Source organism: Bdellovibrio sp. HCB337, assembly GCF_047302465.1.
Classification (GTDB): Bacteria; Bdellovibrionota; Bdellovibrionia; order Bdellovibrionales; family Bdellovibrionaceae; genus JACMRP01.
This window is the reverse complement of record NZ_CP178621.1, coordinates 2702288-2728223: the sequence shown is the minus strand read 5'-3', so window position 1 is coordinate 2728223 and position 25936 is coordinate 2702288. Positions and strand designations below refer to the sequence as shown.

The following is a 25936-nucleotide window of genomic DNA, read 5'->3' as shown; positions in this document are numbered from 1 at the left end:
GGAACGATGTGTTCCCAAATTGGGAACACCCTAGGAGAATCTAGTCCTCGCTCGTATAGTCTTTCACGTTGATGCCGTACTTACGGATCTTACGAAGCAATGTGTTCTTTGGAATATTCGCCTGCGCCACCGTTTGATTGATGCGGCCGTTGTTGGCTTTTAGAGCGCTCACGATAAAGTCTTTTTCCATCTGATCTTTGAAAGCGTCAAAATCCAGAGGTCCCGCATAGCCCAAAGGCGCTGACTTCGGAGTTGCCTCTTTGGTCTCGCGGATGTTTTCTGGAAGGCTTGCAACCGTGATTTGTGATGAGTTCTCGACGATGAACGCGCGCTCGATCACGTTTTCAAGTTCACGGATATTTCCCGGCCAGCGGTATTTTTTCAACATCTCGAGAGCTTCTGGAGTGATCGCAGTGATCGCAGCGTTGTGTTGCGGAGCCAGTTTTTTAATGAAGTGTTGAACTAATGCGGGGATGTCGTCTGTACGCTCACGAAGAGGCGGCAAGAAGATCGGCATCACGTTTAAGCGATAGAACAAGTCTTCACGGAAAGACATGTCTTCCATCATCTTTTCAAGATTGCGGTTCGTAGCCGCAATAATGCGTGTGTTGGTTTTTACTTCACGCGTGCCACCCACAGGAGTGAATTTCTTTTCTTGAAGTACACGAAGAAGTTTTACCTGCATTTCGGGTTTTAACTCGCCGATTTCATCCAAGAAGAGGGTGCCATTGTTAGCCATTTGGAATTTACCGATTTTACGCTCGACAGCACCGGTGAAGGCACCTTTTTCGTGACCGAAAAGCTCGCTCTCCATCAAAGTTTCAGGAATCGCGCCGCAGTTAATCGCCATGAAGGAGCCACTCTTACGAGGCGAGTTGAAGTGAATTGCGCGAGCAACAAGCTCCTTACCAGTTCCATTTTCACCGCGGATCAAAACCGTCGTGTCGACTTTGCATAGGCGATAGATCAAATTGAAAACCTCGCGCATTTTTTGCGAGTGACCGACGAAATCACTTTCAATGTCGTCGTCAAAAATGGGATTCGACAAAGCCAAGTTAGAAACAAGCTCGCGAGCTTCCAAGCAAGTGCGTACGATTTCAGTCAGGCGTTGTGGATTCACAGGCTTTTCAACATAGTCATAAGCGCCATCTTTGATCGCAGTGACGGCGTCTTGCAGATTGCTATGTGCGGTCATCAAAACTACGAAAGTGCGTGGATCATGTTCTTTAATGGCAGCCAAAGCCTCAAGACCATTCATCTCGGGCATTTTTACGTCCATCAAAACCAAGTCCCAAGCTTGGTTACGAACTTTATCAAGGGCTTCTTTGCCGGTGCTGGCTTCGTCGATAACAAATTCCACATCTGGAATTGCTGTTTTTAAGATCGAAATCACCGAACGGCGTAGTTCCGCCTCATCGTCAACAATCAGAGTGTTTAAGATATTTGTCATAGCGTCACCTCTTGCAAGCTCTCGCTTGTATCATCACTTAGTGGCAGGGTAAATGACACGGTGGTTCCTGAGCCCACTTTACTGTCGAGATTCACACGGCCACCGTGTAGTTCAATAAAATACTTCACCAAATACAAACCAAGGCCCGTTCCTTTGGTTTTCATATCCTGATCTTTACCGCGGGTGAATTTGCCCCAAACAGTGTCAAGATCCTCAGGGCGGATACCTTCCCCGTTGTCTTTCACTTTAACGAAAATAGATTCCTCTGTTTCGCTCGAAAAAATAGCAATCTGACCGTCTCGAGGAGTGTACTTGATCGCATTTTCGATCAGGTTGACCAAAACCTCTTTAATCAAAACGGTATCGAATTCGACCGAGAACATGGGTTCGAGCTCTGTTTGAATGCGGATGTTCTTTTCGAAAGCCAAAGGACGAAGCTGTTGAATAGCTTCCTCGATAATTTCGTTGATGTCGGCGACTTCTTTGTTGAGTTTAAAATCACGCGACTCGACACGTAGAACCTTCAAAATAGATTGGATATAACGATTCAGTTCATCGCCGCTGCCCCGTAAGGACTTCAAGTCCTCTTGCAATTCAGGATTGGTGTGTTGGGTCAGCAGTCGATCCACGATTGCCTGAATTTTTGCAATCGGTGTTTTTAAATCATGGCTGATCAGACTGACGAAGTTGTTTTTGAGTTGCTCAAGTTCCGCCAGATATTTCTGCTCTTGTTGCAAACGGAAGTTCATGCGCTCGATACGGTTTGCTTGATAACCGATAAAGATCACCCACGTCGCCAACAATAAAATCGACGGAGAGAAAGCCGGAAGCCAAATATAGAAAGTATCAAAGACCCACGCCGAAAGAGCGGCAATTGAAAGAGCCAACCACAGCATAAAGACCAACGCGACAGACTGTGGGTATTGCATGATGATAAAGACCGCTAGCAGCGCTAGTCCCAGGAACATCAAAGCATAAATACCAAAACTGAACGTGCGGATCCATTTGTTACCCAAAAGGTCATCCGTGATGTGTGCCAAAGTTTCGGTACGGGAAAGCGCCCCCACCGGAGTCATATACTGCTGACCCGAGTTGGTCTCAGCACCAATCAAAATAATTTTGTTTTTAAACGCATCTTCAGGAACTTCATCATTCAGAACTTCCGCAAGGCTATACTGAGTGAAGACGCGGCTTGTACCGCGGTAGTTAATACTGATCCCCGTGCGCGAGTGAGGAAATCGTTTCTGAGTAATCTTCTCGACCAAGTGAGGCACGACATCGCTTTGTTCAAAGATGTGGCGGATCACGCCATCTTCGTCACGACGAAGATCATTACTGGCGATATTGTCATGGGCATCGTTTGTGAAAAGCGGCTCGTACAGGCGTTCAAAGTTGTTCGTGCTTGTCGACCAAATGATGCGCGGATCTTTAAAGGTTTTTTCCTCGATGCGATTTACATGCACGTCACCGACGTTGATACCAAAGTACAAAGTCACACCGACGGACTTTGGTTCTTGCACCAGAATTTTCCTGAGCATGTTCAGCCAGATTTCTTTATTCCAGAAAAAGCTGTCGGTGATGTCTGTCAATTCGCTGACGTTTGCGATCGAGTTCGTCCGCTTCTCGTAGACGGAGGTAAAATCGGATTGCTTGATGGTAATAAGAACTATTTGGGAAGAGGCTTTTTGATCGCCACGCAAATTAAAACGTTGGTCAAAAGATTTACCCTCATCGCTAGAGAGCGCGGTGACTCCGATCACCCAGCACAGCAGTGTGCGAAGCCAAAAGGCACGACGACGGACCAGAAGCTTCGCAAGAGTTTCATATCGACTAAAAAAGTGGGTGACTTTCACGCGATGCAACATAGCAAATTCTGCTAAAAATTCAAGAATTAAAACAACTTATGGAGTAAGATAGGCTCTATGCAGATATTTCAGGGTGTTGAGGAGCTTCCCCAGGACTGGAGCGCCTCTGTTGTCAGCATTGGGAACTTCGATGGGGTCCATTTAGGCCATCAAAAGCTATTACGACAGGCGGTCCAAGAGGGCAAAGGCCTGGGGCTGCCAATCGTGGTCTTTACTTTTTACCCGCATCCAGTCTCTGTATTGTATCCCGAGCGCAAAATCCAACGCCTTTTTGATCTTCGTGACCAACGAGATCAGCTGGATCGCTTGGGTATCACCCACATGGTGGAACAAGAGTTTACCCAGAACTTTGCCAAACTTTCAGCATCGGACTTTGTGCAATTTTATCTCATTGATAAGTTGAAGGCGAAGGCGCTGGTTGTGGGGTATGATTTTTCTTTCGGCTCGAATCGTCAGGGCGACATTTCCTATCTTGAAAAAGTTTGTAAGGAAAAAGGCATTAAGCTTGTTGTTGTGCCGGCGCAAGAAGAAGGCGGGCTGATTGTCTCTTCTTCGAAAATTCGTGATGAACTTAAACTGGGCGACCTTAAAAAAGTTTATTCCTTTTTGGGAAGAAATTATTATTTGCGAGGTATCGTTCATCACGGGGACGCGCGCGGGCGTACGATTGGTGTGCCGACGGCGAACATGACTCCGACAGTGGACTTTCTGGTGCGCCGGGGAGTGTACATCACGCAGACTCACCTCAGAAATAGAACGTATCAATCTATTACGAATATTGGTTTTAATCCGACCTTCCACGGAGAAACCAATCCGCCGATTAAAACTGAAACTCATATTTTTGATTTTGATGAAGATATTTATGGGCAAGAGATCCAAGTGGACTTGCTTGAGTATCTTCGTGACGAGAAAAAATTCTCGGGCGTTAAAGAACTGCTGACGCAAATTCATGCCGACATTCAGCAGGCAAAAGGATACTTCCATGGTAACAGGTAAGATCCTGGAAGTGACCGATCAATTAAGTTTTTCAGGGCAGCACCTGAATCATTATTTTCAAAGTCGTAATTGGCAAGCAGAGTGCGTAGCTCTGAAGGAACGTAATTTTCAAGAACTTCCGACGTGGCTTCCTTATGTGCAAGAGGGTGCTTTGTTGTTGCGAGTTCCGCCAGAACAATCTGCAATCGTGCTAGAGCATTTTCCGCAGTTGCCAACTCATGCACGTTGGTTACAAGTAGCGGACTCTTTGGTTTATGATAACGGGCAGTGGTGGCCGCGTTTGTTTGTGTATGACAGCCTTCGTACTTTGATTGTAAGTCGCTTCAGAGACCTGGATATTAGTCTTCATTCTTATGTCATTGGTGCTAGTCATTTAGGGCGTGCAGCGGTCGCAGCAATGGTGAGTTTAGGCTATTCCCGGGTCAGCATCGTTGATGTGGATGAAGAGAAACTTCAAAAAGAAGTGGCCCTCCTACGTCGTTATTTGTTGGGTGTTAGTATCGAGGCCGTTCCTGCTGATACGTTGACTGTGCAGGAAAAACCGGGCTCGTTGATGCTCAATACGATTAACATGCAGGACAATGGTACTGTTCTGGGGGATTTGTCCTATTTTAATTTTATGAAAACCGGCGGAGTGGTTGTGGATATCTCCGAGTGCTCTGCTCATAACCAACTTTTGGAAGAGGCACAGCGCGCGGACTTAAAAACCTTGTCTGGACTGGCAGTCCAGGCTCAGTTGGATGTCGACATGTTGAAGAAACTCTTCCCACAGCAATATATCACTTATGAAGACTACTTTGAGAGCTTCAGTGACATTTTACCTTCCCTAAAAAACCCTTCTTCCGTCTAGTTACAAAAAACGTCACCAAGCTATAGACTATTCTCATGTCTGTACTCAAAATTGGTGAGATCCTTGTTAAACAAGGTCTGTTACGTCCAGATCAGTTGAATCAAGCTCTTGAAGAGCAAAAGAAATCCGGCGGTGCGCGCCTGAGTCAAATTATCATTGGCTTAGGTTTTCTGAAAGATAATCAAATACTTCGTGCTCTTGAAAAGTACTATCAGGTACCTGGCGTCGAAGTAAATACTTTCGAAATTGATGCGAGCGTCGTCAGTCTAGTGCCGCGCGAGATTTGCGACAAACACACGCTGATCCCCATCCAAAAAGCCGGGACCACTTTGGTCGTCGCTTTTGCAGACCCTAGTAATATCGTTGTAAAAGAAGATTTACGTTTCATCACTCGTCATCGTATTCAGGCCGTTGTTGGTACTGAGGTCGCGATTGCTTCTGCCATTGATAAAAACTATGGTGGCTTGATCAGTGCTAAAGCGCTGAACTCGATGTCGCAAGAAACCCAAGACGAAGAATTCGGTGTCGGTGGCGGAGCCAATGTCGAGATCATCGACGAAGGCGGCGGTGGTGAAGATGCACCGATTATCAAATTCGTAAATGCGATCTTGGCCGATGCGATCAAACGTCGTGTATCAGATATTCACTTTGAACCTTATGAAAAACGTTATCGTGTACGCTTCCGTATCGACGGTGGATTGATCGAAGCAACCGCGCCTCCCTCTGGATCTGCGGCTGCGATTGCTTCGCGTATTAAAATTATGTCGAAGCTCGATATCGCTGAAAAACGCCGTCCTCAAGACGGTCGTTTGAAAATTCGTACCAATAAGGGTAAAGAGATGGACTTCCGCGTAAGCGTTCTGCCAACTTTGTTTGGAGAGAAGGTCGTTCTTCGTCTTTTGGATAAATCGAATTTGCAATTGGATATGACGAAGCTGGGTTTTGAGGAGGACGACTTAAAACTCTTTAAGCATATGATCAACATGCCTCAGGGCATGGTGTTGATTACCGGTCCAACGGGTTCTGGTAAAACAACAACGATCTATTCTGCCCTTGCGGAATTAAATAAGGCTGACGTGAACATCAGTACTGCCGAAGATCCTGTCGAGTTCAACTTAGAAGGGATTAATCAGGTTCAAATGAATCCGGATTTGAATCCGCCGCTGGATTTCTCGAGCGCGCTAAAATCGTTCCTTCGTCAAGATCCCGACATCATCATGGTGGGGGAGATGCGTGATCTCGAAACTGCAGAGATCGGTTTTAAAGCGGCCTCTACAGGTCACTTGGTCGTAAGTACCCTGCATACGAATGATGCGCCAGCAACGATCGTGCGTCTGACTGAGATGGGCATGGCTCCGTATATTATTACGGCGACTGTGAACTTGATCGTAGCTCAGCGTCTAGTCGGTAAGATTTGTGAAAACTGTAAAGCTCCGATTGAGGTTCCTCCTCAAACATTGGTGAATCTTGGCATTCACCCGGATGAAATTCCTGAATATCAACTGTTTAAAGGCCGCGGCTGCGCGACTTGCAATGGTTCAGGAGTCAAAGGCCGTGCGGCGATTTATGAACTTATGTCGATGAGTGAAAAAATCAAAGACGCCATCTTGAAAGGCGCCTCTGCAGGGCAATTGCGTTTCATTGCTCGTGAGCAAGGTATGCGTACACTTCGCCGAAGTGCTTTGTTAAAACTTAAACGTGGTGTGACCACGATTGAAGAAGTCTTAAATTCATCCGTGAAGGACATCTAATGAACGCAACCACCAACTACTTTGCTGAGGCTAGAAAGCGCAGATCTCAAGAGCTTTTATTAGTCTTGGGAAGTGAAGCTAAATGCCGCATACAAAAAAGCTGGGTAAGTCTTGGTGATTCTCCAGTTCTGCTCAGTGAGTGGAACCAAGTTTTAAAAGCTTTGCTAAAATCGGACCAAATGCAGCGTCTAGAGCGCGAAGGCAGTCTTGAAGGCTGTGCTCAAATGTCAGACGGCTTTCGTACTTCTTACAGTATTTTCCAAAGCCATGATTGCTTTAAAGCGCATTTCTGTTTTGAACCTTTGAATGTTTTCGAGACTGAGTTGAGTTTGCCAAATGTATTTTTGGAAACTGTCAGCCGCCGTCAGGGTTTGATCTTGTTGGCAGGTCCCGTTCATCCCTATAAGACAAATACTTTAGCGCAGACGCTATTTCGTTTAAATAAAGATCATGCATTTCATGGCGCGGTTTATTCGCGACAAGCGTTCCCTGGTATTCCTGAAGACAAGGCAAGTTTTGTCTATCAAAGTGCCGCAGTTGACGATGCCGGTGAAAATGGATTGTTCTCGGGCGCGGATGTTGTTGTTTTGCATGAAACCGTCACTGCAAAATCTTTGGCGCAAGCTATGGATCTTTGCGATGAAGGCAAAATGGTTTTGATGACGATTGCTTCGAACTCACTCATGAGTGCATTTCATAAATGTCTTGAGCTTATTTCGACAAAACCAAATCCGCACTCTCTATGGAGATTTGCAGAGCATTTGAAACTCGCAATGTCACAGCATCCGATGGCATCTTTGTCTGACGATACGATTTTGGGTTTTGAAATGCTTTTGAATACGCCACAAGTGAAATCTGGAATCGGGCAAGGGCAGCTGTCTTCAGTTGAAGGCTTGTTGAATGCCCAGCAAGAGACTAGCGGAGTTCTTGCTTTGAATCAGTCCTTACTGCAACTTTTAATTCGCCGTCGTATCGATATCAAGCAGGCCTTTTTAGTGACACACGATCCGGATGGTCTTGACCAACTTCTTAAGAAGGTAGGCATCTAGTATGGCACGTTTTGCATACACAGCTAAAAATATGGCAGGACAAACTCTTCAAGGAGAACTTGAAGCTGCTAATGAGAACGAAGCACGTGTGCGTCTCAGAGCACAGCAACTGATTCCACTACGTCTAGCAGCGGCAGGTCGTGGCGGTGTCCGCGCTGGGGTTAAAAGACCTACTGGCGGTGGTTTGTTTGCTCCGAAAGTAAAAACCAAAGACTTACAGATTTTTACTCGTCAGTTTGCGACGTTGATCAATGCCGGTATTCCGGTTGTGGATGCGTTGAAAATTCTATCTGAAGGTTTGCGCCCGGGTCTTTTACGTGATGCTGCTGCAAAAGTAAAAAGTTCTATCGAGAACGGGAAGCGCTTAGCAGATTCTATGGCCGGAACGGTGGGAGTTTTTGACCGCCTTTACGTGAATATGATCCAAGCGGGTGAAGAGGCCGGTATCTTGGACTCGATTCTGAATCGTTTGGCGATCTACATGGAGAAATCCGAAAAGATTAAAGGCCAAGTAAAAGGTGCGATGGTATATCCAGCTGTGATCTTGGTTGTTGCCGGGGTCGTTATCGCCGGTATCTTGGTGTTCATCATTCCGAAGTTCAATGAGTTTTATAGCTCTGCCGGAAAAGCACCGCCAGCTTTGACCCAAGCGGTTGTGGCTCTGAGTAATTTATTAGTTCAGAAATGGTATCTCTTTATCGGTGGTGCTTTTGCGATTCCATACGGAATTATGTATTACTTGGATACGCCAGAGGGCAAAGCGAACTTTGACCGTTATGTTTTGAAAATCCCTGTTGTTGGTGAAGTGGCTTTGAAGTCAGCGATTGCTCGTTTGAGCCGTACTCTTTCGACGCTGTTGTCTTCAGGGGTTGGTTTGATCGACGCGATTGAAATCGCCGCAAGAACTTCGGGCAACGGTGTGATCGAAGGAATCTTGATTAAGAGTAAAGAGTCCGTGACTCAGGGTCGTAGTTTCTCGGCGCCGCTTGCTAAAGAAAAAGTTATTCCTGAGATGGTGGTGCAAATGATCGCCATCGGTGAACAGTCTGGTACTATGGACGTGATGCTGGGAAAAATCGCGGATTTCTACGAAGATGAAGTAGAAACTGCGGTTAAGGCCATGACGTCTTTGATCGAACCTCTGATGATGGTGTTCTTGGGTGGTATTATCGCGGTCCTCGTTATTGCGATGTATCTGCCAATCTTCAGTATGGGTGATATCGTTGGAGGAGGCTAAAGCTTCATGATCGCAACGGCTACAAACTATAAGAACTATACTCAAAGACTGATCGTCGGGTTTTCCCGGATCAGTCTTTATCTATTGATCTTATTGGTTAGCCAAGTTTCGTTCTTGCTGCAAAAAAGCTTCATCAATTGGTCCTTAGTGGGACCTTTCTATGTTGTTATCTGTGCTGCTTTGTCGTTGCATGTGCTTTATGTGCACTTCATGGACAAGCTTTCAGAAAAACGCTGGCTATACTTTGCTAGCTTTGTACTGGATTCTTTATTTTTATCTTTCTTGATTACTTACAGTGGGTTGAATCAATCTCTGTTCCTATTTTTGCATTTGGTGAATATTCTTTTAGCGGGTTTGGTATTCCAATCTCGTGGTGCTTTGGCGATTGCGCTTTTTAGCAGCATCTTCTTTACGATGGCGAGTTTCTTTGGGCCTGAAATGAAGGCGATGAACTACGTCTTCCTTCTTGCCTTGAATAACATAGCCTTCTTCTCGGTCGCAGGATTGTCTGGGTACTTAAGTGAGCAATTGCAATTCATGGGTGTTGAACTCACGAAAACAGGGCTTACACTTCGTGAAATTCAAGAGCTCAACAAAGCCATTGTCGGTCACATGCCTTCGGGACTTCTAACTTTTAATCAAGAAGGTGTGATCCTTCAGGATAATATTTCGGCGCAAAGTATTTTTGGCGGACGTACTTTGAAAGATGCCAATATCTCTGATGTGCTACCAGAGCTTGCTAGAAACGCTGACAAAAAAGACATTTTTTGGAAAAACGGCGAAGAAACGAAAGTTCTGCAAGTGAGTGTTAGCTCTGTTTTCAGCCCTGTGCTTGAGGGCGAGATGTATATCGCTCAGATTGAAGATCTAACTCGTCTTCGTCAAATGGAGTACTCGGTTCGCCAGAACGAGAAAATGGCTGCAATCGGTGGACTTGCTGCGGGTATTGCCCACGAGATTCGTAATCCGCTGGCTGGTATCAGTGGAAGTGTCGAGCTTTTAAGTCAAACTACGAACAACGATGATGATCGTAAGCTTATGAGAATCATCTTACGCGAGATTGACCGCTTAAACGGCCTTATCACGGAGTTCTTGGATTACTCTCGTCCTGAAGCTCCGCCAACAGACCCAGTAGATTTGACAAGTCTTGTGCGTGAAGTAATGGATGGTATGAAGACGAATTTGAAAGTTCGTCAGGATGTTGTCACGAAGGTAGATATTCCAGAAAAAGCAGTTGTTCTGGGTCGTCGTGATAAGCTGAAGCAAGCGTTTTTAAATATCGTAATCAATGCGTATCAGGCGATGGACGGCGTTCCAAGCGCAAGCTTTGAAGTATCTGTGAAGTATGAAACAAAGGCCTGGAAAGTAACAATGAAAGACTCTGGCTGTGGGATGAGTGAATCCACTCGCCGTAGAATGTTTGAGCCTTTCCATACGACAAAGAGCAAAGGTACAGGCCTTGGTCTGGCTGTGACTCACAAAATTCTCGAAGGACACGGAGCACAGATCTTTGTCGAGAGTACGCAGGGAGTGGGGACAAGCTTCACGCTGATCTTCCCTGCGGTGGATGTATAGGATTTAAATAAAAGATTTTGAATTTCTCACTCTAACAAGTGAGAATAAAGTGATTAGGAGTATTCATGAAATCCCGTATCTTAGTTGTAGACGATGAAGAATCAATCCGCGAGTTTCTAGAGATCATGCTCAAAAAAGAGGGCTATGAGATCACGCTTGCAGAGGACGGTCAAAAAGCCAAAGATCTTCTCGCTAAGAAAAGCTTTGATATGATCATCTCGGACTTGCAAATGCCGCATGTGACGGGGATTGAGCTTTTAAAGCATGTGAAAGAAACAGCTCCTGAAATCGTTTTCATGATGATCACTGCGTTCGGAACAACCGAGACTGCGGTTGAAGCTATGAAAATGGGCGCCTACGATTATATCACGAAGCCATTTAAGATCGACGAAGTTCGTTTGAACATCCAAAATGCTCTTCGCTCTCGCAATCTTGAAGTAGAAAATAGATCTCTTAAAAAAGAACTCGTTAAAGAATATAGCTTCCAAAACATGGTGGGTAACTCCCAAGCCATGCATCAGATTTTCGAAATGGTTAAGCGTGTGTCTCAGACACCAACAAACGTTTTGATCACGGGGGAGTCTGGAACAGGTAAAGAGGTCGTAGCGAAAGCGATTCACTACAACGGTCCTTTGAAAGACAAGCCATTTGTTACGATCAACTGCGGTGCCATCCCTGAGAATTTGATGGAATCCGAAATGTTCGGTCATAAAAAAGGTTCTTTCACTGGTGCAGTGGTGGACAAAGCCGGTCTTTTCGAAGTCGCAGACGGCGGAACTTTGTTCTTGGATGAGGTGGGTGAATTACCATTGACGATCCAGGTAAAACTTCTTCGTGCGATCCAAGAGCGTATTATCCGCCGAGTGGGAGCAACTGATGATATGAAGGTGGAAGTTCGTATTATCGCTGCAACTAATCGTAATCTTGAAGAGATGGTGCAAAAAGGCGGCTTCCGTCAAGATTTGTTCTATCGTTTGAATGTTATCAATATCAAAACACCAGGTCTTCGTGAGCGCCGTGATGATATTCCTTTGCTAGCGGGTCACTTCTTAAAGAAATACAACGAGCGTCTGAATAAGAACATCGGCGGTATTTCGACTGAAGCGATGGAGATCCTTAAAAAGTACGACTACCCAGGGAACGTGCGTGAGCTTGAGAACTTGATCGAGCGCACGGTAGCTCTTGAAGGTGGTGCGATGATCTTGCCTGAGAGCTTACCACCAATGGTAAATACGAGCTCAGGCCGCAAGATGGCTTCTTCTAACGAGATCGAAATCGGCGCAGAAGGCGTGGATTTGGATAAGGTGATGGGGCAAATCGAGAAAGAATTGCTTATTAAGGCGATTCACTCTGCGGGTGGCGTGAAAAAGCGTGCAGCGAAATTGTTGCACATCTCTTTCCGTTCTATGCGTTACCGTATCGAGAAATACAATCTTGGTATCGTCGGTGACGACGAGTTGTCTGACGACGAATAAGATATATAAACGACCTAAAACAAAAACCCACGGCTTTAAAACCGTGGGTTTTTTATTTTGTATTCAAAGCTAAATCTTAGTTAGCAACTGGAGTTGCTGTTTTTGTAGCTTCAGATTTTGCAGAAGCCTCTTTGGTTGTATTCACAAAGCGGTATGTATACTCGATTTGTGAGCGTTTTGTTTTGTCTTTAAGAATGTCGCCGAAGTTCCATTCTGCAAGAGCTTTCAATACGCAGTTTTTGATCTCTTGGGCAGCAATATCAGTGGCTTTCACCTGAGCATTTTCAACTTTGCCAGTAGGTTCTACCTCCCAAGCAAGTGTCAAAGCGGTGCCTGTAAACTCGTTACCAGCCTTCTTATGTTGAAGGATACAAGAACGTACGTATTGGCCGTTTGTGGCGATTTTCTTAAGAATTAAAGCGCGTCTTTCATCAAAGGCTGAACCTTGTTTTGCAGTCATCATCTTAGGTGCAGACGTTTTGATTTCGCCGCTAACCGCTTGCTGATTCAGAGCATTTTGCTCCATGCTAACGGCGACTTGGTCTTTTTTAGTAGCTTGATCCATTTCGTCGTCTTCGTTAGGAACGGCAAGAGCTTGGAAGAATTGATAGTCCGTATCAAGATAGATTTTTTCGGTTTGGGCCTTTTTAGCCTCTTCGTCTTGGGCCTTCATCTCCGCTAGCTGTTCTTCCTGCGGTGTCATATTAGAGGCTTCGGCATCTACCACCTGTCTCGAATTGATACTAGGAGCTTGGAGAGGAGAAACCTGATCGTATTGCCCTTTAAGGTCAGTCAGAGTTTGAGCCTTAGCTGCGCTGGCGAAACCTAGAATTACAAGTAGAACGGTGAAAGTCCTTTTCATATACATCCCCTTTACACGTTGATTTCAGAACGACGTCCCACTTGATAAACATAGTTTACCATGGTCCGTTTTCAAAATTCTAGAGTGCGCCACACAAAAAGAGTGTCGAGGTTTTTTGCATCACTCGAAATTTGACTAAAAGTTCGAGAGTGGACTGCGGACAAAGACTAGGAGTTCGACAAAAGAGGTATTGCGGGGAGCTCTCTGTAAAAGAGTTCCCCACTCGTAAAATCGACTTAAAAGATTCTATTTTTGTTTTGCTTGTTCGTAGAGAGGCATTACTTTTGGCAGTAATCCTTCGATATCTTTGATGCGAGTAGAATCTGTTGGATGCGTGCTGAGGATTTCTGGTGGTTTAGAGCCACCTTGAGAACCCATTTTTTTCCAAAGGCTGACAGCTTCGCGAGGATCATACCCCGCACGTGCCATAAGCTCCACGCCCATAGTGTCGGCTTCAGATTCTTGAGTACGTCCGTGAGGCAAAGAGATAAAGAGCTGCGTGAAAGCGGAAGCGCCGATCGCCGCAACGCCTGCATATTTTGGATCAACCACACCCGTAGCGACCAAGATAGCGAGTCCACCTTGAGTCGCTGTTTGCGTAACCATCTGTTCAGACATACGTTCGCGACCATGTTCACGAAGAGCATGTGCCATCTCATGACCCATGATAGCTGCGATTTCGCCGTCAGTAAGTTGCAATTTTTCAATGATACCTGAATAGAACATCATCTTGCCGCCCGGCATGCAATAAGCATTGAGCTCGGGACTGGTGATCACATGAACTTCCCATTTCCAAGACAAGGCGTCCTTACGGAAGATCGGAGTAAATGGAATCAGCTGCTTTGCGATATTAGACACCCTTTGGTATTGAGCAGGGTTTTTATCCAAAAGACCTTTTTTCTGAGCCTCTTGCTTCGTGTGTTCATAACCCTTTACCGAAGCATCAACGATTTCTTCAGATGAGACGGCTAAAAGTTGTTTTCTCTTTACTCCAGTAGCGCCTTCTTCGGTGCTAGTAGCACAAGAGACAAGCATAAGGAGTGACATAAAAAATGCGACGATATTTGTTTCCATAACAAGTTTTTATCCCTGAATCTTCTATCTTTCAAGAGCTGTTTGCCCGACATGATCAAACGCTTCTTTGACCTGTTCTTTACGTTGACCTTGTCGTCTGAAACGCTCCAGCAATAAATAAGTGATAGGTACCACATACAGAGTTAATAGTGTTGAAACAAACACACCACCAATCAAGGTAATAGCCATGGGGCGGAATGTCTCAGCACCGGCCCCTGAGGCTAAGGCTGAAGGCACAGCGGCAGCAATAGTGGCAAAGGATGTCATGATAATAGGACGAAGACGAATCGGGCAGGCAACGAGAAGAGCATCGTGAGCATCTTTCTTCTCGCGGTCACGCACGGCATTGGTGAAGTCGATTAAAAGTATCGAGTTTTTTTTCACAATTCCCATGAGCAGCAACAAGCCTATCAACGAATACATATTCAAGCTTTGATTTGTGAGTAGCAGCCCAAAGAAAGCGCCGCTAAAACTAAATGGCAATGCCATCAAAACCGCAATTGGATCTAAGAAAGAGTTAAACTGACTTGCCAGCACCATATAGGCGACAAAAAGCCCCAACGTAAACGCCAGTAAAAGACTTTGAAAGGATTCTTTAAATGCTTTTGCGGCACCGGCATCTTCGATCGTATACGTTGGCGGTAGTTCCTTTGCTTTTTGGCGGATAAAATCCAGGGCCGTTTGCTGAGAAGTTCCAGGAGTGAGGTTTGCATACATGGTGATAGCTCTTTGACGATTATTGCGGGTAATTTGCTGTAGGCTTGGTTTTTGCTCGATCTTTGTCACGCGAGAAATGGGAATAAGATTGCCACGTTCATTCCCAATCATCAGCCTGTCGATCTCTTTACGAGGATCCACGTCTTTTTCAAGTTGTACATAGATGTCATAGCGTCGTCCTCCTTTGGTGTACTGACCGTTTTTGACTCCACCAATCAACGCGTTGACGGTGCTTCCGATGTCCTCGATGCTAAGCCCATGCATGGCGGCCATATTGCGGTTTGGAACAATTTGAATTTCCGGCATGCCTTCTAGATAGTCTGAATCCACGTCGTTCATCATTCCGGAATCTATCATATCTTTTTTGAGTTTATCGCTGAGCTCAGCAAGCTTTTCCCATTCAGGTCCTTGCAAAACAAACTCGATAGGAAATCCGCGGCCTGTTGAAAATCCGCGAGAAGAGAGGTCTTGCATGAAAATGCGCAGATCTGGGATTTTACCCAGCTCTTTGCGGGCCAAAGCCATGAACTCTTGCTGACTCAGCTCGCGTCCGCTAGCGGAATCGATGCCTCGTTTTCCGATGTCCTTTAACGTGATAAACATAAATCCAGAGTTGGTATCACTAGCGCTCGCAGCCCCGCCGCCGCCAATGCCGACGTAGAAGCGCTCAATTTCGGAACGTGTGCGAAGCCATTTTTCAACAGCTTGTGCGCGCGTGTCGGTGAATGCGAGCGAAGAACCAATCGGAGTTCTTAAGCGCATAATGAAAAGGCTTTGATCCTGCACGGGGGTGAGTTCTTTGTTCAGGTACCTTACAGAAACAAACGAGGCCGCGACAAATAACAAAGAACCCACTAATACCGGCCAGCGGTGCTGAAGCGTCCAATGCAGACTTTTTCCATAAAGAATTCGCCCATGCTCCATGAGTTTTTCAAATCCATGACCGATTCTGGTTTTGCGCTCGCCCGTATGGACGAAGCTTGAACATCGCATGGGAGTAATCGTCAGGGATTCTAACAAAGATAAACACACGGCCAGAGAAATCGTTACGCCATATTGTAAAAAGAACTTTCCAATGATGCCTTCCATGAACACCACAGGTAAAAAAATCGCAATAATAGCTACGGTAGCGGCGATGGCGGCAAAAGTAATTTCTCGGGCACCGACGATAGCGGACTCTATTCGCCCAGACCCTTTTTCGTTGTAGCGAAATATATTTTCCAAAACCATGATGGCGTCATCAACGACAATCCCGATCGCCAAAGTCAGACCTAAAAGAGTAAACGTATTTAGAGTAAAGCCGGCAAAATAGAGACCAATAAAGGCCCCCATAATAGAGGTTGGAATCGCCAAAAGCACATTCAAGGTGGCTGTCCAACTTCCCAAGAAGACCCAGCAAACTAAAGATGTTAAAAGGACCGCTAGGATAAGATGTTTGATAAGTTCGCCAACGGATTGTTCAATAAAACGGCTCGAGTCAAAATTGATTTCTAACTTCATACCGGGGGGTAGTTGTGGTTGAACAAGGGCAAGTTGTTCTTTTACCGCGCGTGCGACAGCCACGGCATTTGATCCCAACTGTTTTTTAATTCCAAGTCCCAGTGATTGTTTTCCCGCAAAACGAGAAATGCGATACACCTCTGCCAGATTTTCCTCGACGCGCGCGACTTGGCCAATACGAACAATGTTTGTAGGGTCTTGGGTCAGCACCCCAGTGCGGCTACGAATCACAAGCTGATTGAACTCATTGACGGTTTTAGCTTCCCCCATGGTGCGCACGTTAAATGCTTTTTGCGGAGTTTGAATAAAGCCACCAGGGACTTCAGAGTGCTGACTTGTGATGGTATTCAAGACGTCATTGACCGAGATATTGTAGCGACGCAAAGCCTGAGGTTTCACCCAAACGCGCAGGGCAGGGTCCGTGTAGCCACCCAGGATAATTTCACCAACACCAGGAACAATCGTAAAGCGATCTTTAAGATAGTCCTTGGCGTAACTCATTAAAAAGTAAGGATCATTTTTTTCGTAAGTGAGTGCCAGCCACAGAATTGGTTGGTCGTCGGGGTTGGTTTTTGAAATCACCGGCGGATCAACATTGGTGGGTAGCAGGCGTTGTGCTTGGGCAACTTTGGTTTGTACTTCTTGAAGGGCCGAATCGATATTGCGATCCAGTTCAAACTCGATCGTAATATTGGCGACCCCGGTTTTACTGATAGAGGTAATTTTGACAACCCCCTCTACGGTGGAAAGGGCGTCCTCGACGGCGTCGACAACAGTCGTTTCCATGACTTCGGGGGCGGCGCCTTGCAAAGTGATGGCGACGTTGATTACTGGGAAGTCTACGTCAGGAAGCTGACTGATCCCCATACGTTGAAAAGAAATATAGCCAAAGATAATGAATGCATAAAAGAGCATCCAGGCAAAGACAGCATTACGAATGGAAATGTCTGAGAGCCGCATTCTTCTATTTTATGCGGCCCTCGTTCGTGAGCGTTCGAGGAGTTTATACAGAACTCCGTGTTTCTTAACAAAGAAACAGCCCTGTAATTTCGCCTGGCAGGGCGCTTTAGGGCAACTAAAGCCCCGCAGACCTATGTTTTGGCTGCGGACGGTGGAATTCTTTACCAGGGGGGAGTCACGGGTAGTGTAAAACCCGAGGCGGCCAATCAGTTTTTTTTGCAAAATGCCTTGGATGATATTAAGAATGCCAGACCCGTTCAGGTTCCCAAGCGCCGAAGCTTGGGGCGCGTGATTTCAGGCTCGAAAGAGAGTTCACATGTTTGGTAAGATTTTAGTCTTAATAGCTACATTTGTGATGGTGGCATGTGCGCATGTCAAGGAGGCAAAGGATACTCCCGTAGATCCAGTCACTGAAGATATGGCCTCTTGCGATTTGAGTTTTCCGAAGTCAACACTCTGTGCCTCTTTCAACTGGGAGAAAAAACCAACCGAGACTGATGCCGGGTCCTTTGTTTTAGAATTCCATGGGGATTTAGATCCTTCTCAATTTGTCGACCTGATTGTTCCACTGCATGTCGTGCTCTGGATGCCAAGCATGGGGCATGGCTCTTCACCAGTGACGATTGATCACTTGGGGATGGGGCAATATCGTGTTTCCAAAGTTTTCTTTAGCATGCGTGGCGAATGGGAAATTCGAATTCAGTTAAAACGAGGCGATGCCGTTGTTGAACAGGCGGTAACATCTGTTCGCCACTAGAATGTGTTCATCCATCCATATTTTAGAATACCATCATCAAATCATTCTAATTTACGCATTGGCCTGATGGCCTTATAAAAGCATCGATAGAATATCCGGTAGCAAAATCAAACTTATTAAAGGAATCTGAGATGAAAGCATTCGTAATGTCATTTTTCGGTTTCGCGGTTATTAGCTCTTCGGCTTGGGCCGGAAATATCGTTTGTAAAGGGGGCATTCTCAGCAATAAGATCGATCGTTTTTCAACACTAACGCCCTCTGGGCCAGATGTACTAACAGGGTACAAGGCAAATCACATCGTTGGTGGTTTTACTTTTATCGCGGCAAAAAATTCAGCTGGTCGTATGGATCTTTCGATTCGTAGCGACTCTAAAAACGACGAAGTAATTGGTGAAGCTGACAACGCAGACTCACTAACTATTCCTGTGGGCAAAGGTTATAAGGCGTCAGTATTTTGCGGTGAAGAGTAGTCGGTTTACGCGTGCTTGAGGTGAGACTGAATGGTTTGAAGAAGCACTTTCGAATTGATTGGCTTTGTCAGGTGGTCTGCAAATCCAGCCGCTAAGGTGCGGTCCTTGTCTTCTTTCATCGCGTGGGCCGTTAAGGCGACGACAGGCTCTTGAAATCCGCGTTTACGAAGCTCTGACAGAGTGCCATAGCCATCAAGCCCAGGCATTTGAATATCCATTAATACGACATCATAATGTTGTTTGAAGGCTTGATTAAGAGCCTCTTCGCCACTTTCAGCTTCGGTGACCTCAAGCCCTGAATTTTTTAAAATCGTTTTAATGAGAATACGGTTGATCGGAGAATCATCGACTGCCAGCACCTTGACCCCGGCAAGTGGATTCTGCGCTTCTTCGGTCGGACTCTCGGCAGGGGGGGCGGCAGCGACTTGATTGGCATCTTCAGCTCGAAATGAAAACTCAAAGACGCAGCCTTGACGAGGCTCACAATGAACGATCCTGACATCACCCCCTAAGGCGTGAGCTAAATTTCTAGAAAGCGCCAAACCTAAGCCCATGCCTCCGAAACGACGGGTTGAAGTGACATCTGCTTGCGTGAATGGTTGGAATAGTCGATTCGCCTGTTCTTGTGTCATGCCGATGCCTGTATCTTCAATTCTGAAAGTTACTTTCTTGCGTGTTCTGGTCAATTGCTCAGCCCGACAAGAAACTTTCACGGAGCCCTTTGAAGTAAATTTAATCGCATTTCCGATGAGGTTCAGCAAAATTTGGCGGATACGAACAGCATCACTCACAACAACTAAATCGGCGATTTCGGCGAGGGCATAATTCAACTGAATATTTTTATCAGACACGCGATCAAAGAACATGGCTAGGACTTCTTGAACCAAATCTTTAAGTTTTATGGGTGACGTTTCGATTTCGAATTTACCTGCCTCGATTTTTGATAGATCCAGTATGTCGTCAATAATACGAGTGAGCGACTTACCATTACGAAGAATGATATCGAGATATTTTGCTCTCTCTGCGGATTCAGGATCCTGCGTGGCAATAATTTCTGCAAACCCGAGAATGGCCGCTAACGGAGTACGAATTTCATGCGACATATTTGCCAAGAAAGCCGATTTTGCATGGTTGGCATTTTCGGCGGCTTCTTTTGCTGATTGAAGCGCGCGTTCGGCCATCACCCGGGCTGTGACATTATTGAGCGCAAGAAGTAGCCCTTCGATTTGATCGTTCACATCGTAAATGGGCTGATAAACAAAATCGACAAAGACCGAAAACTCGGTGCCATCTGCTCGTCGGTCAGTAATTTCGTAATTTTTACCTTCGAGGACTTTTCCAGTGCGATAGATTTCGTCAAGCTGTGCGATGATCCCGATTTCTTCTGTTTTGGGAAAAATATCTTTCACCGTCCGTCCCAAGACGTCGCGGTCGCCTAGAAAAAGCCGGCGGTAACTGTTATTCGTCATCGAATAACGATGTTCAGGTCCATCGAGAACTGCCATGGCGATGGGGGCTTTTTCTAAAATCGAGCGCAGCTTCCTTCGTTCGGCTTTGACCACTTGGTGCGATAGGGCCAAACTTTCTTCGGCGGCACGATTTCTAACCACCGATGCTGTCGTGTCGATAATCGTACAAAGCATTCCTGCAATTTTTCCTTCGGAATTAAACAGAGGAGAATTCCCGTAAGTAAAAAAGTTTCCTTGGGGCTTGCCATCGACGTCGATGTCGAATTGCACATCAGTTTCGTAAACGACTCCGCCGGCCTCGACTTTGCTGACGATGGCAAGTACTTGCTCCCAAACCTCGGGCCAAACTTCATGAAGGCGCGAGCCTAAAGCCCACGGATGGCGATGTTTTAGGATCGGAATATAGGAATCATTATAGAAGACCCTTCGTTGAGGGCCCCAGGTGCAATACATCCTAATCGGACAGCTAAAAACAAGGAGCAAAGAATTGATGAGACCCAAATCCCAGTTTTCAATGGGGCCTAATTCAGTTTTGCCCCAATCGAAGTTCAAGGTGGCCTGAACCATTTGACTGGTCTTCGCGAGTTCTCCAAATGGATTGACCTTCTTTTCAAATGCCACAGCCTCTTTCTACATAGACCTATGACAATTAAAAAGTCCTTTTAAAGAGACACCATCGTCAACTCCGTGATGCCATTCCTTCGTAATAAACAAAGAACGTGTCATTCGCCAAAAAAATAGGCGACCCTCCGTAGGCGCGCCGTAAAAATATTGTGGATCGCCTTAAGAAAAAAATCCCCTTAGAAGGGGATTTTTATGAGTCAGGATTTTTGAGCCCACTTTTAAAAAGTGGGCTCGATAATTAAATTTATTTATTGACCACGAACTTTGCCCAAGTAGAGAACCCATCATAAGTTGCCTTTACATCGTAGTCATAACCGAAGGACTGACCCGCCATATTGATTGATGCCGTATAGTTTGCGCATAGAGCTCCAGCTGGAATAGTCACACTTGCTGGAACAGCAACAGAAGCTGGCCAGAGGCTGACTAAAGATACCACCGCTCCACCTGCAGACGCCGCTCTCATTAAGCAAACTTTTCCTGTAATAGTTTTTTGAACCGCGTAGGAAATCGAAGCTTGAGCGAATGTATGTGACACCATGGCGTTTTTGGTGCCGGCAGAACAACTCCAATTTTGTTTCGCTTGGAAGCAGCGGAAGCCACCAGTAACAGAAGTATTAGTCGCAACCACACTTCCAGTCGCAGTGATTTGGTGACCGGCTGGAAAACTTTTTGCACAACGAAGATTCAGAGTTTTCACTGTGATTCTTTCGGTTCCAGGATTCACACCATTGGTACCACTTTCGCCGTTTTTCATGAAGTCAGTTGCTGTGGCGATGATGGCCGCATCAAAGTCACTGCGGCGCGCAGAATAAGGTGAGCAGTAATTTTCACCTTGAGCCGTGATGTTGAATGCACCAGTCACATTCCACGAAGCCAGAGATGGCACAATGAGGACGTTTTTAGTGCCGATTGCAGAACCTGATTTAGCCGTCATTGATACGGTTTGATATCTCATGCTGGTTGAAGTAGTTGTAAATGGAACTTGCGCGTTTGTGTTTCCACCTGAAACGAATACACTCGAAGGTACGCCTAAAACACTTGGCATTCCCGAAGAAATCGCAACGCTGACTCCAGTAGCTGGAGCCGCAATTTCTGTATACAAAGTCATCGAACCAGAAGAACCCGCATTAACTACCGACACACCATCAAGTGATACCTGTCCCGCAGATCCTCCCATAATACAGTATTGGATGGATTTGCTAACAGTAGAAGCTCCATCTGAAATTCTTGCTATACAATCAGCAGGACTTGTATAATTCAAAATTTGAATGTTCCAGGATCCGTAGGCGTCTGATTTTGTCACAGCGACACCATTTAAGGTAATCGTAGCATTAGGTTTCGAGGTGGGCCCGTAGGCATAAAATTCTGTGACACCGTTACTCAAAAACGCTGCGGTGACTATTAAGCTTGAACTACTACTGCCGCCACTTGCATTTGCTTCATGCGTGACTGCAGCTAAGCAAAAAACTAAAGACATCATTGCGAGCTTGAGGCTGTTCATAAATACTCCTAGTAAAGATTAAAAATCCCTAACATCTTTTAAAGCTTGCAACGTGAGTACCAGCTGCGAGGGCCTCATAAACTGGATTTGAAGATTGACACTCGTTAGAGAAATCGACGTATCAATGTCTCAAAAATCTTTATCTAGGTGAAACCAGAAACAAATTGGAGATCGACTAAAAAGAGATCACTACATCGGTTCCTTGTTCGCAGTCGAAAAAAGGAGTGACCTCATCTTTGTGAGTCGTCAAGAATGGTGACCTCACCCCGAGTTGAACGGGGATCTGTCGTTTAGGAAACGAAAGCTCTATCCACTTGAGCTATGAGGTCATCTCTAAATTCATTTCTAACTTTCGCCATTGAAGCTTGTCAATGTTACGGTCACCCCAGCAAACGAGAGTGGTAGTCCATGAGGACTTCAGTTCCTTAGAAGATCTTCGGGGGAAAAAGTGAGATGTTGGGGTGGTTTATCTAGCTGGATATTCAGGGTTTTTCCTGGAAAATAGCCCATGGATCCCCTGGTGTGTTTTAGATAGCTTTCAGTCGAAAAAAAGGGGTCTAGTAGAGCATTTTTTGCGCCGATACGGGGAGAAGGATAACACTCCACTGTGCGACGGCAAAGTAGATGAAAACTATAGCAGAAGTCCTATTACTACTAGTTCTTGCGTCGCCCATTTTACTTTGGGCGAACGAGGCGCCTATGAAGCAACGACAGGTTGTGAAAGTTGGCGCTGTCGAGTTTCCTCCGTACATACATATCGAGTCAGACGGCAAGGTGACAGGCATCTTGGCAGACCTTTTAGAGTTCATGAATTCCACGCAAAAAGATTACGAGTTTCAAGCAATGCCGATTTCAGCCATGAGACGTCATGGAGATTTTAAAAACGGCGTTTATGACTTAAGCTTTTTCGATAACATCGAATGGGGTTGGGATCGAAGTGCGGTGGATGCGTCTGACGTTTATATGAAGGGAAAAGAAATCTACATTGCAAGAAAGAAAGTTTATCGAGATCCGGCTTTCTTCTCTGATTTCACTCGGAAAAACATGGTAGGGATTCTGGGATATCACTATGGTTTTGCGGGGCACAATGCAGACCCAAATTATCTTCGTAAAAAATATAATATGCAGTTGGTATCTAGCAATGAGGGTTGTGTAAAGATGATCCTCTTTGATCGCGGCGATATCGCCGTGGTGTCGGATGTTTTTTTAAATGGATATTTTAAAAAGAATCCAGACGACAAATCTAAGATCATGATCTCAACAAAAGTGGATCAGCAGTACTCGCATCGAGTAATGGTCAGAAAAAATATTCGACCCACAGTTCAAGAGATTAATCTGCTTTTGACTCAGTTTAAAAAATCGAAGAAATTTAAAGAGATTCAAGATTACTATTACTCTGATTTGCCAGAGCCATAATTTTTCCCGACTACGCAGTGTCTATTTGTAGTTGTTATTCAGCAAATAAGTGATCGCTTCATATTGATAAATACCAGTAATTTCAATATATTAATAAATAAAATGTGGTCTGGGTTTTATATGATACTAAAATTTAGTGATCATATTTTGCGCCTCCGTCTAAGAAAAAGGCAATACGGAATTCGCTAATATTTATCTAAAGTTAGCTTAGGATTTCCAAGCGGAGTGGTGAGGACTTGAACATTTCTTAAAAATCGAACCTCTTCTAAGTCCATGACTTTCTTATGTTCACGTCCTGGGCCCTCTATTTGCACTAATAGTATGTATAAAATCAAATTCCCCAGGGATTATCCCAATTTTCTCTGGGTGGAGGGGGAGGCAAGCGCAAGTGCCTCCCTCTCATTTTTTATTGGCGGTAGGTGATCCCTTCGCCTTGAAGTCCCGGTACATTACCAGCGTGATCGTACTTCGAGAGTTCATCAATTACTCGACGCACTCCTGGAATGTGTTTAATGCCAGCAATGAGTTCTTGAACTTCGTGATTGAGGATGGGGCCTGCTAAAACCACTTCTCCGTCCGTCACAAAGATTTTAATAGCTTTCACGTGACTGACTTTGCGGCCGATAGCGGCGCGTACACGTTGCTCTAGTGTATAGTCGTCAACTCTCGAAGCTTTTTTCTTGTGTTGGATTTCTTGCATTTTTCCGTAGACGCGATTTCTAAAGTTATCAGCAGTTCTTTCTCCGAGTCGGCGAGTACGACGTCCATATTTAAAAATCTTATCTTGGGCATGTATACGACGAGTGCGTCCTTTTTGCGGGTCCAAGAAATACATCGCAACAGCACCGAGCGCTGCCCCGATAAAAATTCCGGTCAAACTTCGCGACGAAGATTTTGGTGATTTCATGGGAGTCTCCTTTACAACGGTACTCCCAAATTTATCACGTGCTTAAAGGGGCTAACATTTGTATTTGAGCAGGGGATGAAATGAAAAATCCTGCAAACTTACACTTCTTAAGAGTGATTCAAGCTTGCAGGATTGTAGATCTGCTAGATTAAGAAGGGTCTATTTAAGACCTTGTTCGGTAGCAATTTTTAGAGCTTCGTCTTTAAGCTCTGTAATGCGGTTTAGATTGAAGCTTTGGTTTTCTTTGAATGGACCAAAAGCTTGAACTACCGGAGCAGAAGTAACTGCCGGATTCGCAGGGAATTTGTCAGTGATTTTGCTAAGAGCTAGCTGAGCTTTTTCAGTCAGCAACCAGTTAGCAAAAATTTGAGCGTTATCAAGCTGAGTCGCATCTTTCAAAAGTGCAACGCCGTCGATGTTCACGTGAGCACCGATATCGTTTTGATTAGGAATCACAGCTTTTACTTTGCTGTCTGGAGTCGCACGCAAGTGGCGCATATAGTAGTAAGTGTTAGCAACGCCAACCGCACATTCGCCTTTAGCGACTTTAACGATGACTTCGTCCAAGTCTTTTTCAAGAAGTGGCACGCCGGCAGTATTGTCAGCCCATGCTTTCAACAAGCTTGTTGTTTTCTCTGTACCCAAAACATCTAAGAAGAAAGCGTACAAACCCAAGTTGTATTGAGCTTTTTTCTGACGAAGGCAAAGCTTGTCTTTGAATTTTGCGTCGCTCAAGTCTTCGTAGTTTTTTACTTCACCATCAGCAACAAGGTCTGAATTGTAGTAAATGATACGAGCGCGTTTTAAAACGGCAATCCAGTTGTTGTTAGCATCTTTTAAATGAGCTGGTAAAACGGCTTTGTTATCCAAAGCAATCGGAGTAGAAAGAGATTTTTTTGCCAAGCTGTTTAGCATCTCAGCATCTTTCATGTGAACCAAGTCATATTCAGGATGAGCTTTACCAGCTAGCAAATCGGCAACAACAGTCTCGTCGTATTTATACTCGACAGTGAAGCCCAACTCAGCAGCATGTTCTGCGTTGAAGAGGTCAACGGCTGGAGCTGCTTGCTCAGCAGGAAATTGGCCAACCCATTTTACAACAGTGTTTTGCGCAGAAGCGAATTGAATCGCACCCAAAAATGCGGAAAGAAAAATGAAATTCTTCATAGGACTCCCTTTTTAGTCTATTTAAGTACTGAAAGTCTTAGTTGGAAGATTTCAAAAGCACAACCGCGGGGGTAAAAAATCTTTTTGTTGGAAGTGAGTTGAAAACCCTGTGTCCCTACACAGAACGTCAGGCAGGCAGAAAATCTACTATTGAGGCAAGAAAAACTATGGATTTGTTTCACGTTGAGACACTTTCTAAAAAAATATTTAAGGTCGTACCTTGTTCTGTTAGGCTGGTTGAACTTCACGTCATTCGCACGTAAT

19 protein-coding genes and 1 tRNA gene are annotated in these 25936 nt (G+C 45.2%); 10 read left to right on the top strand and 10 right to left on the bottom strand.

What is annotated here, in order from left to right:
- Positions 1-40: 40 nt before the first annotated feature.
- Positions 41-1450 carry a sigma-54-dependent transcriptional regulator gene (locus tag ACLWBB_RS13130; RefSeq protein ID WP_413287985.1) on the bottom strand — a complete coding sequence of 470 codons (1410 nt, stop codon included), beginning with the start codon at positions 1448-1450 and terminating at the stop codon, positions 41-43.
- Positions 1447-3315: an ATP-binding protein gene (locus ACLWBB_RS13125; RefSeq protein WP_413287984.1), complete on the bottom strand. Its 1869-nt coding sequence runs from the start codon at positions 3313-3315 to the stop codon at positions 1447-1449. The genes ACLWBB_RS13130 and ACLWBB_RS13125 overlap by 4 nt, the downstream gene beginning before the upstream one ends.
- 57 nt (positions 3316-3372) lie before the next feature.
- Here ACLWBB_RS13125 and ACLWBB_RS13120 point away from each other — a divergent pair, with 57 nt between their 5' ends.
- From ACLWBB_RS13120 to ACLWBB_RS13090, 7 genes are all read left to right on the top strand, one after another.
- On the top strand, positions 3373-4311 hold the full coding sequence (locus ACLWBB_RS13120) for a bifunctional riboflavin kinase/FAD synthetase (RefSeq protein ID WP_413287983.1): 939 nt from the start codon (positions 3373-3375) through the stop codon (positions 4309-4311).
- Positions 4298-5161 (top strand): hypothetical protein, encoded by an 864-nt coding sequence (locus ACLWBB_RS13115; protein ID WP_413287982.1) that lies wholly within the window; start codon positions 4298-4300, stop codon positions 5159-5161. The genes ACLWBB_RS13120 and ACLWBB_RS13115 overlap by 14 nt, the downstream gene beginning before the upstream one ends.
- A 35-nt stretch (positions 5162-5196) precedes the next feature.
- Positions 5197-6912, top strand: a complete 1716-nt coding sequence (gene pilB, locus ACLWBB_RS13110; RefSeq protein ID WP_413287981.1) for a type IV-A pilus assembly ATPase PilB — start codon at positions 5197-5199, stop codon at positions 6910-6912.
- Entirely contained in the window at positions 6912-7961 is a 1050-nt protein-coding gene (locus ACLWBB_RS13105) for a hypothetical protein (RefSeq protein ID WP_413287980.1), read from the top strand. Before pilB ends, ACLWBB_RS13105 begins: the two co-directional genes overlap by 1 nt.
- A gap of 1 nt (position 7962) precedes the next feature.
- On the top strand, positions 7963-9198 hold the full coding sequence (locus tag ACLWBB_RS13100) for a type II secretion system F family protein (RefSeq protein ID WP_413287979.1): 1236 nt from the start codon (positions 7963-7965) through the stop codon (positions 9196-9198).
- A gap of 6 nt (positions 9199-9204) precedes the next feature.
- Positions 9205-10773, top strand: a complete 1569-nt coding sequence (locus tag ACLWBB_RS13095; RefSeq protein WP_413287978.1) for a two-component system sensor histidine kinase NtrB — start codon at positions 9205-9207, stop codon at positions 10771-10773.
- A 65-nt stretch (positions 10774-10838) separates the two neighbouring features.
- Positions 10839-12248, top strand: a complete 1410-nt coding sequence (locus ACLWBB_RS13090) for a sigma-54-dependent transcriptional regulator (protein ID WP_413287977.1) — start codon at positions 10839-10841, stop codon at positions 12246-12248.
- Between the two features lie 76 nt (positions 12249-12324).
- On the opposite strand, the gene ACLWBB_RS13085 is transcribed toward ACLWBB_RS13090, so the two are convergent.
- The 3 genes from ACLWBB_RS13085 to ACLWBB_RS13075 form a co-directional block, all read right to left on the bottom strand.
- Complete coding sequence (locus tag ACLWBB_RS13085) at positions 12325-13110, bottom strand: AgmX/PglI C-terminal domain-containing protein (protein ID WP_413287976.1); 786 nt, start codon at positions 13108-13110, stop codon at positions 12325-12327.
- 246 nt (positions 13111-13356) lie between these two features.
- Entirely contained in the window at positions 13357-14184 is an 828-nt protein-coding gene (locus tag ACLWBB_RS13080; RefSeq protein ID WP_413287975.1) for a M48 family metallopeptidase, read from the bottom strand.
- 24 nt (positions 14185-14208) lie between these two features.
- Positions 14209-17361, bottom strand: a complete 3153-nt coding sequence (locus tag ACLWBB_RS13075) for an efflux RND transporter permease subunit (RefSeq protein WP_413287974.1) — start codon at positions 17359-17361, stop codon at positions 14209-14211.
- A 316-nt stretch (positions 17362-17677) separates the two neighbouring features.
- On the opposite strand from ACLWBB_RS13075, the gene ACLWBB_RS13070 reads away from it, so the two are divergent.
- A complete protein-coding gene (locus tag ACLWBB_RS13070) occupies positions 17678-18118 on the top strand; it encodes a FixH family protein (RefSeq protein WP_413287973.1) in 441 nt (146 codons plus the stop codon).
- Positions 18119-18249: 131 nt separating this feature from the next.
- The gene (locus ACLWBB_RS13065; RefSeq protein WP_413287972.1) at positions 18250-18588 is read left to right on the top strand and encodes a hypothetical protein; all 339 of its coding nucleotides are present in this window, start codon (positions 18250-18252) and stop codon (positions 18586-18588) included.
- A gap of 5 nt (positions 18589-18593) precedes the next feature.
- Here the strand turns inward: ACLWBB_RS13065 and ACLWBB_RS13060 are convergent, their stop codons facing one another.
- The 3 genes from ACLWBB_RS13060 to ACLWBB_RS13050 all read right to left on the bottom strand — a co-directional run bounded on the left by ACLWBB_RS13060 (position 18594) and on the right by ACLWBB_RS13050 (position 22511).
- Complete coding sequence (locus ACLWBB_RS13060) at positions 18594-20678, bottom strand: response regulator (protein WP_413287971.1); 2085 nt, start codon at positions 20676-20678, stop codon at positions 18594-18596.
- Between the two features lie 247 nt (positions 20679-20925).
- Positions 20926-22182, bottom strand: coding sequence for a hypothetical protein (locus ACLWBB_RS13055; protein ID WP_413287970.1), 1257 nt, complete (start codon positions 22180-22182; stop codon positions 20926-20928).
- Positions 22183-22435: 253 nt separating this feature from the next.
- Positions 22436-22511, bottom strand: a tRNA-Arg gene (locus ACLWBB_RS13050).
- Between the two features lie 370 nt (positions 22512-22881).
- Between ACLWBB_RS13050 and ACLWBB_RS13045 the strand changes: the two genes are divergently transcribed.
- Positions 22882-23598: a substrate-binding periplasmic protein gene (locus tag ACLWBB_RS13045; RefSeq protein WP_413287969.1), complete on the top strand. Its 717-nt coding sequence runs from the start codon at positions 22882-22884 to the stop codon at positions 23596-23598.
- A gap of 406 nt (positions 23599-24004) precedes the next feature.
- On the opposite strand, the gene ACLWBB_RS13040 is transcribed toward ACLWBB_RS13045, so the two are convergent.
- Together ACLWBB_RS13040 and ACLWBB_RS13035 are read right to left on the bottom strand one after the other, a co-directional pair.
- Positions 24005-24505 (bottom strand): BON domain-containing protein, encoded by a 501-nt coding sequence (locus ACLWBB_RS13040; protein ID WP_413287968.1) that lies wholly within the window; start codon positions 24503-24505, stop codon positions 24005-24007.
- Between the two features lie 159 nt (positions 24506-24664).
- Positions 24665-25672 (bottom strand): extracellular solute-binding protein, encoded by a 1008-nt coding sequence (locus ACLWBB_RS13035; RefSeq protein ID WP_413287967.1) that lies wholly within the window; start codon positions 25670-25672, stop codon positions 24665-24667.
- Positions 25673-25936 lie beyond the last annotated feature (264 nt).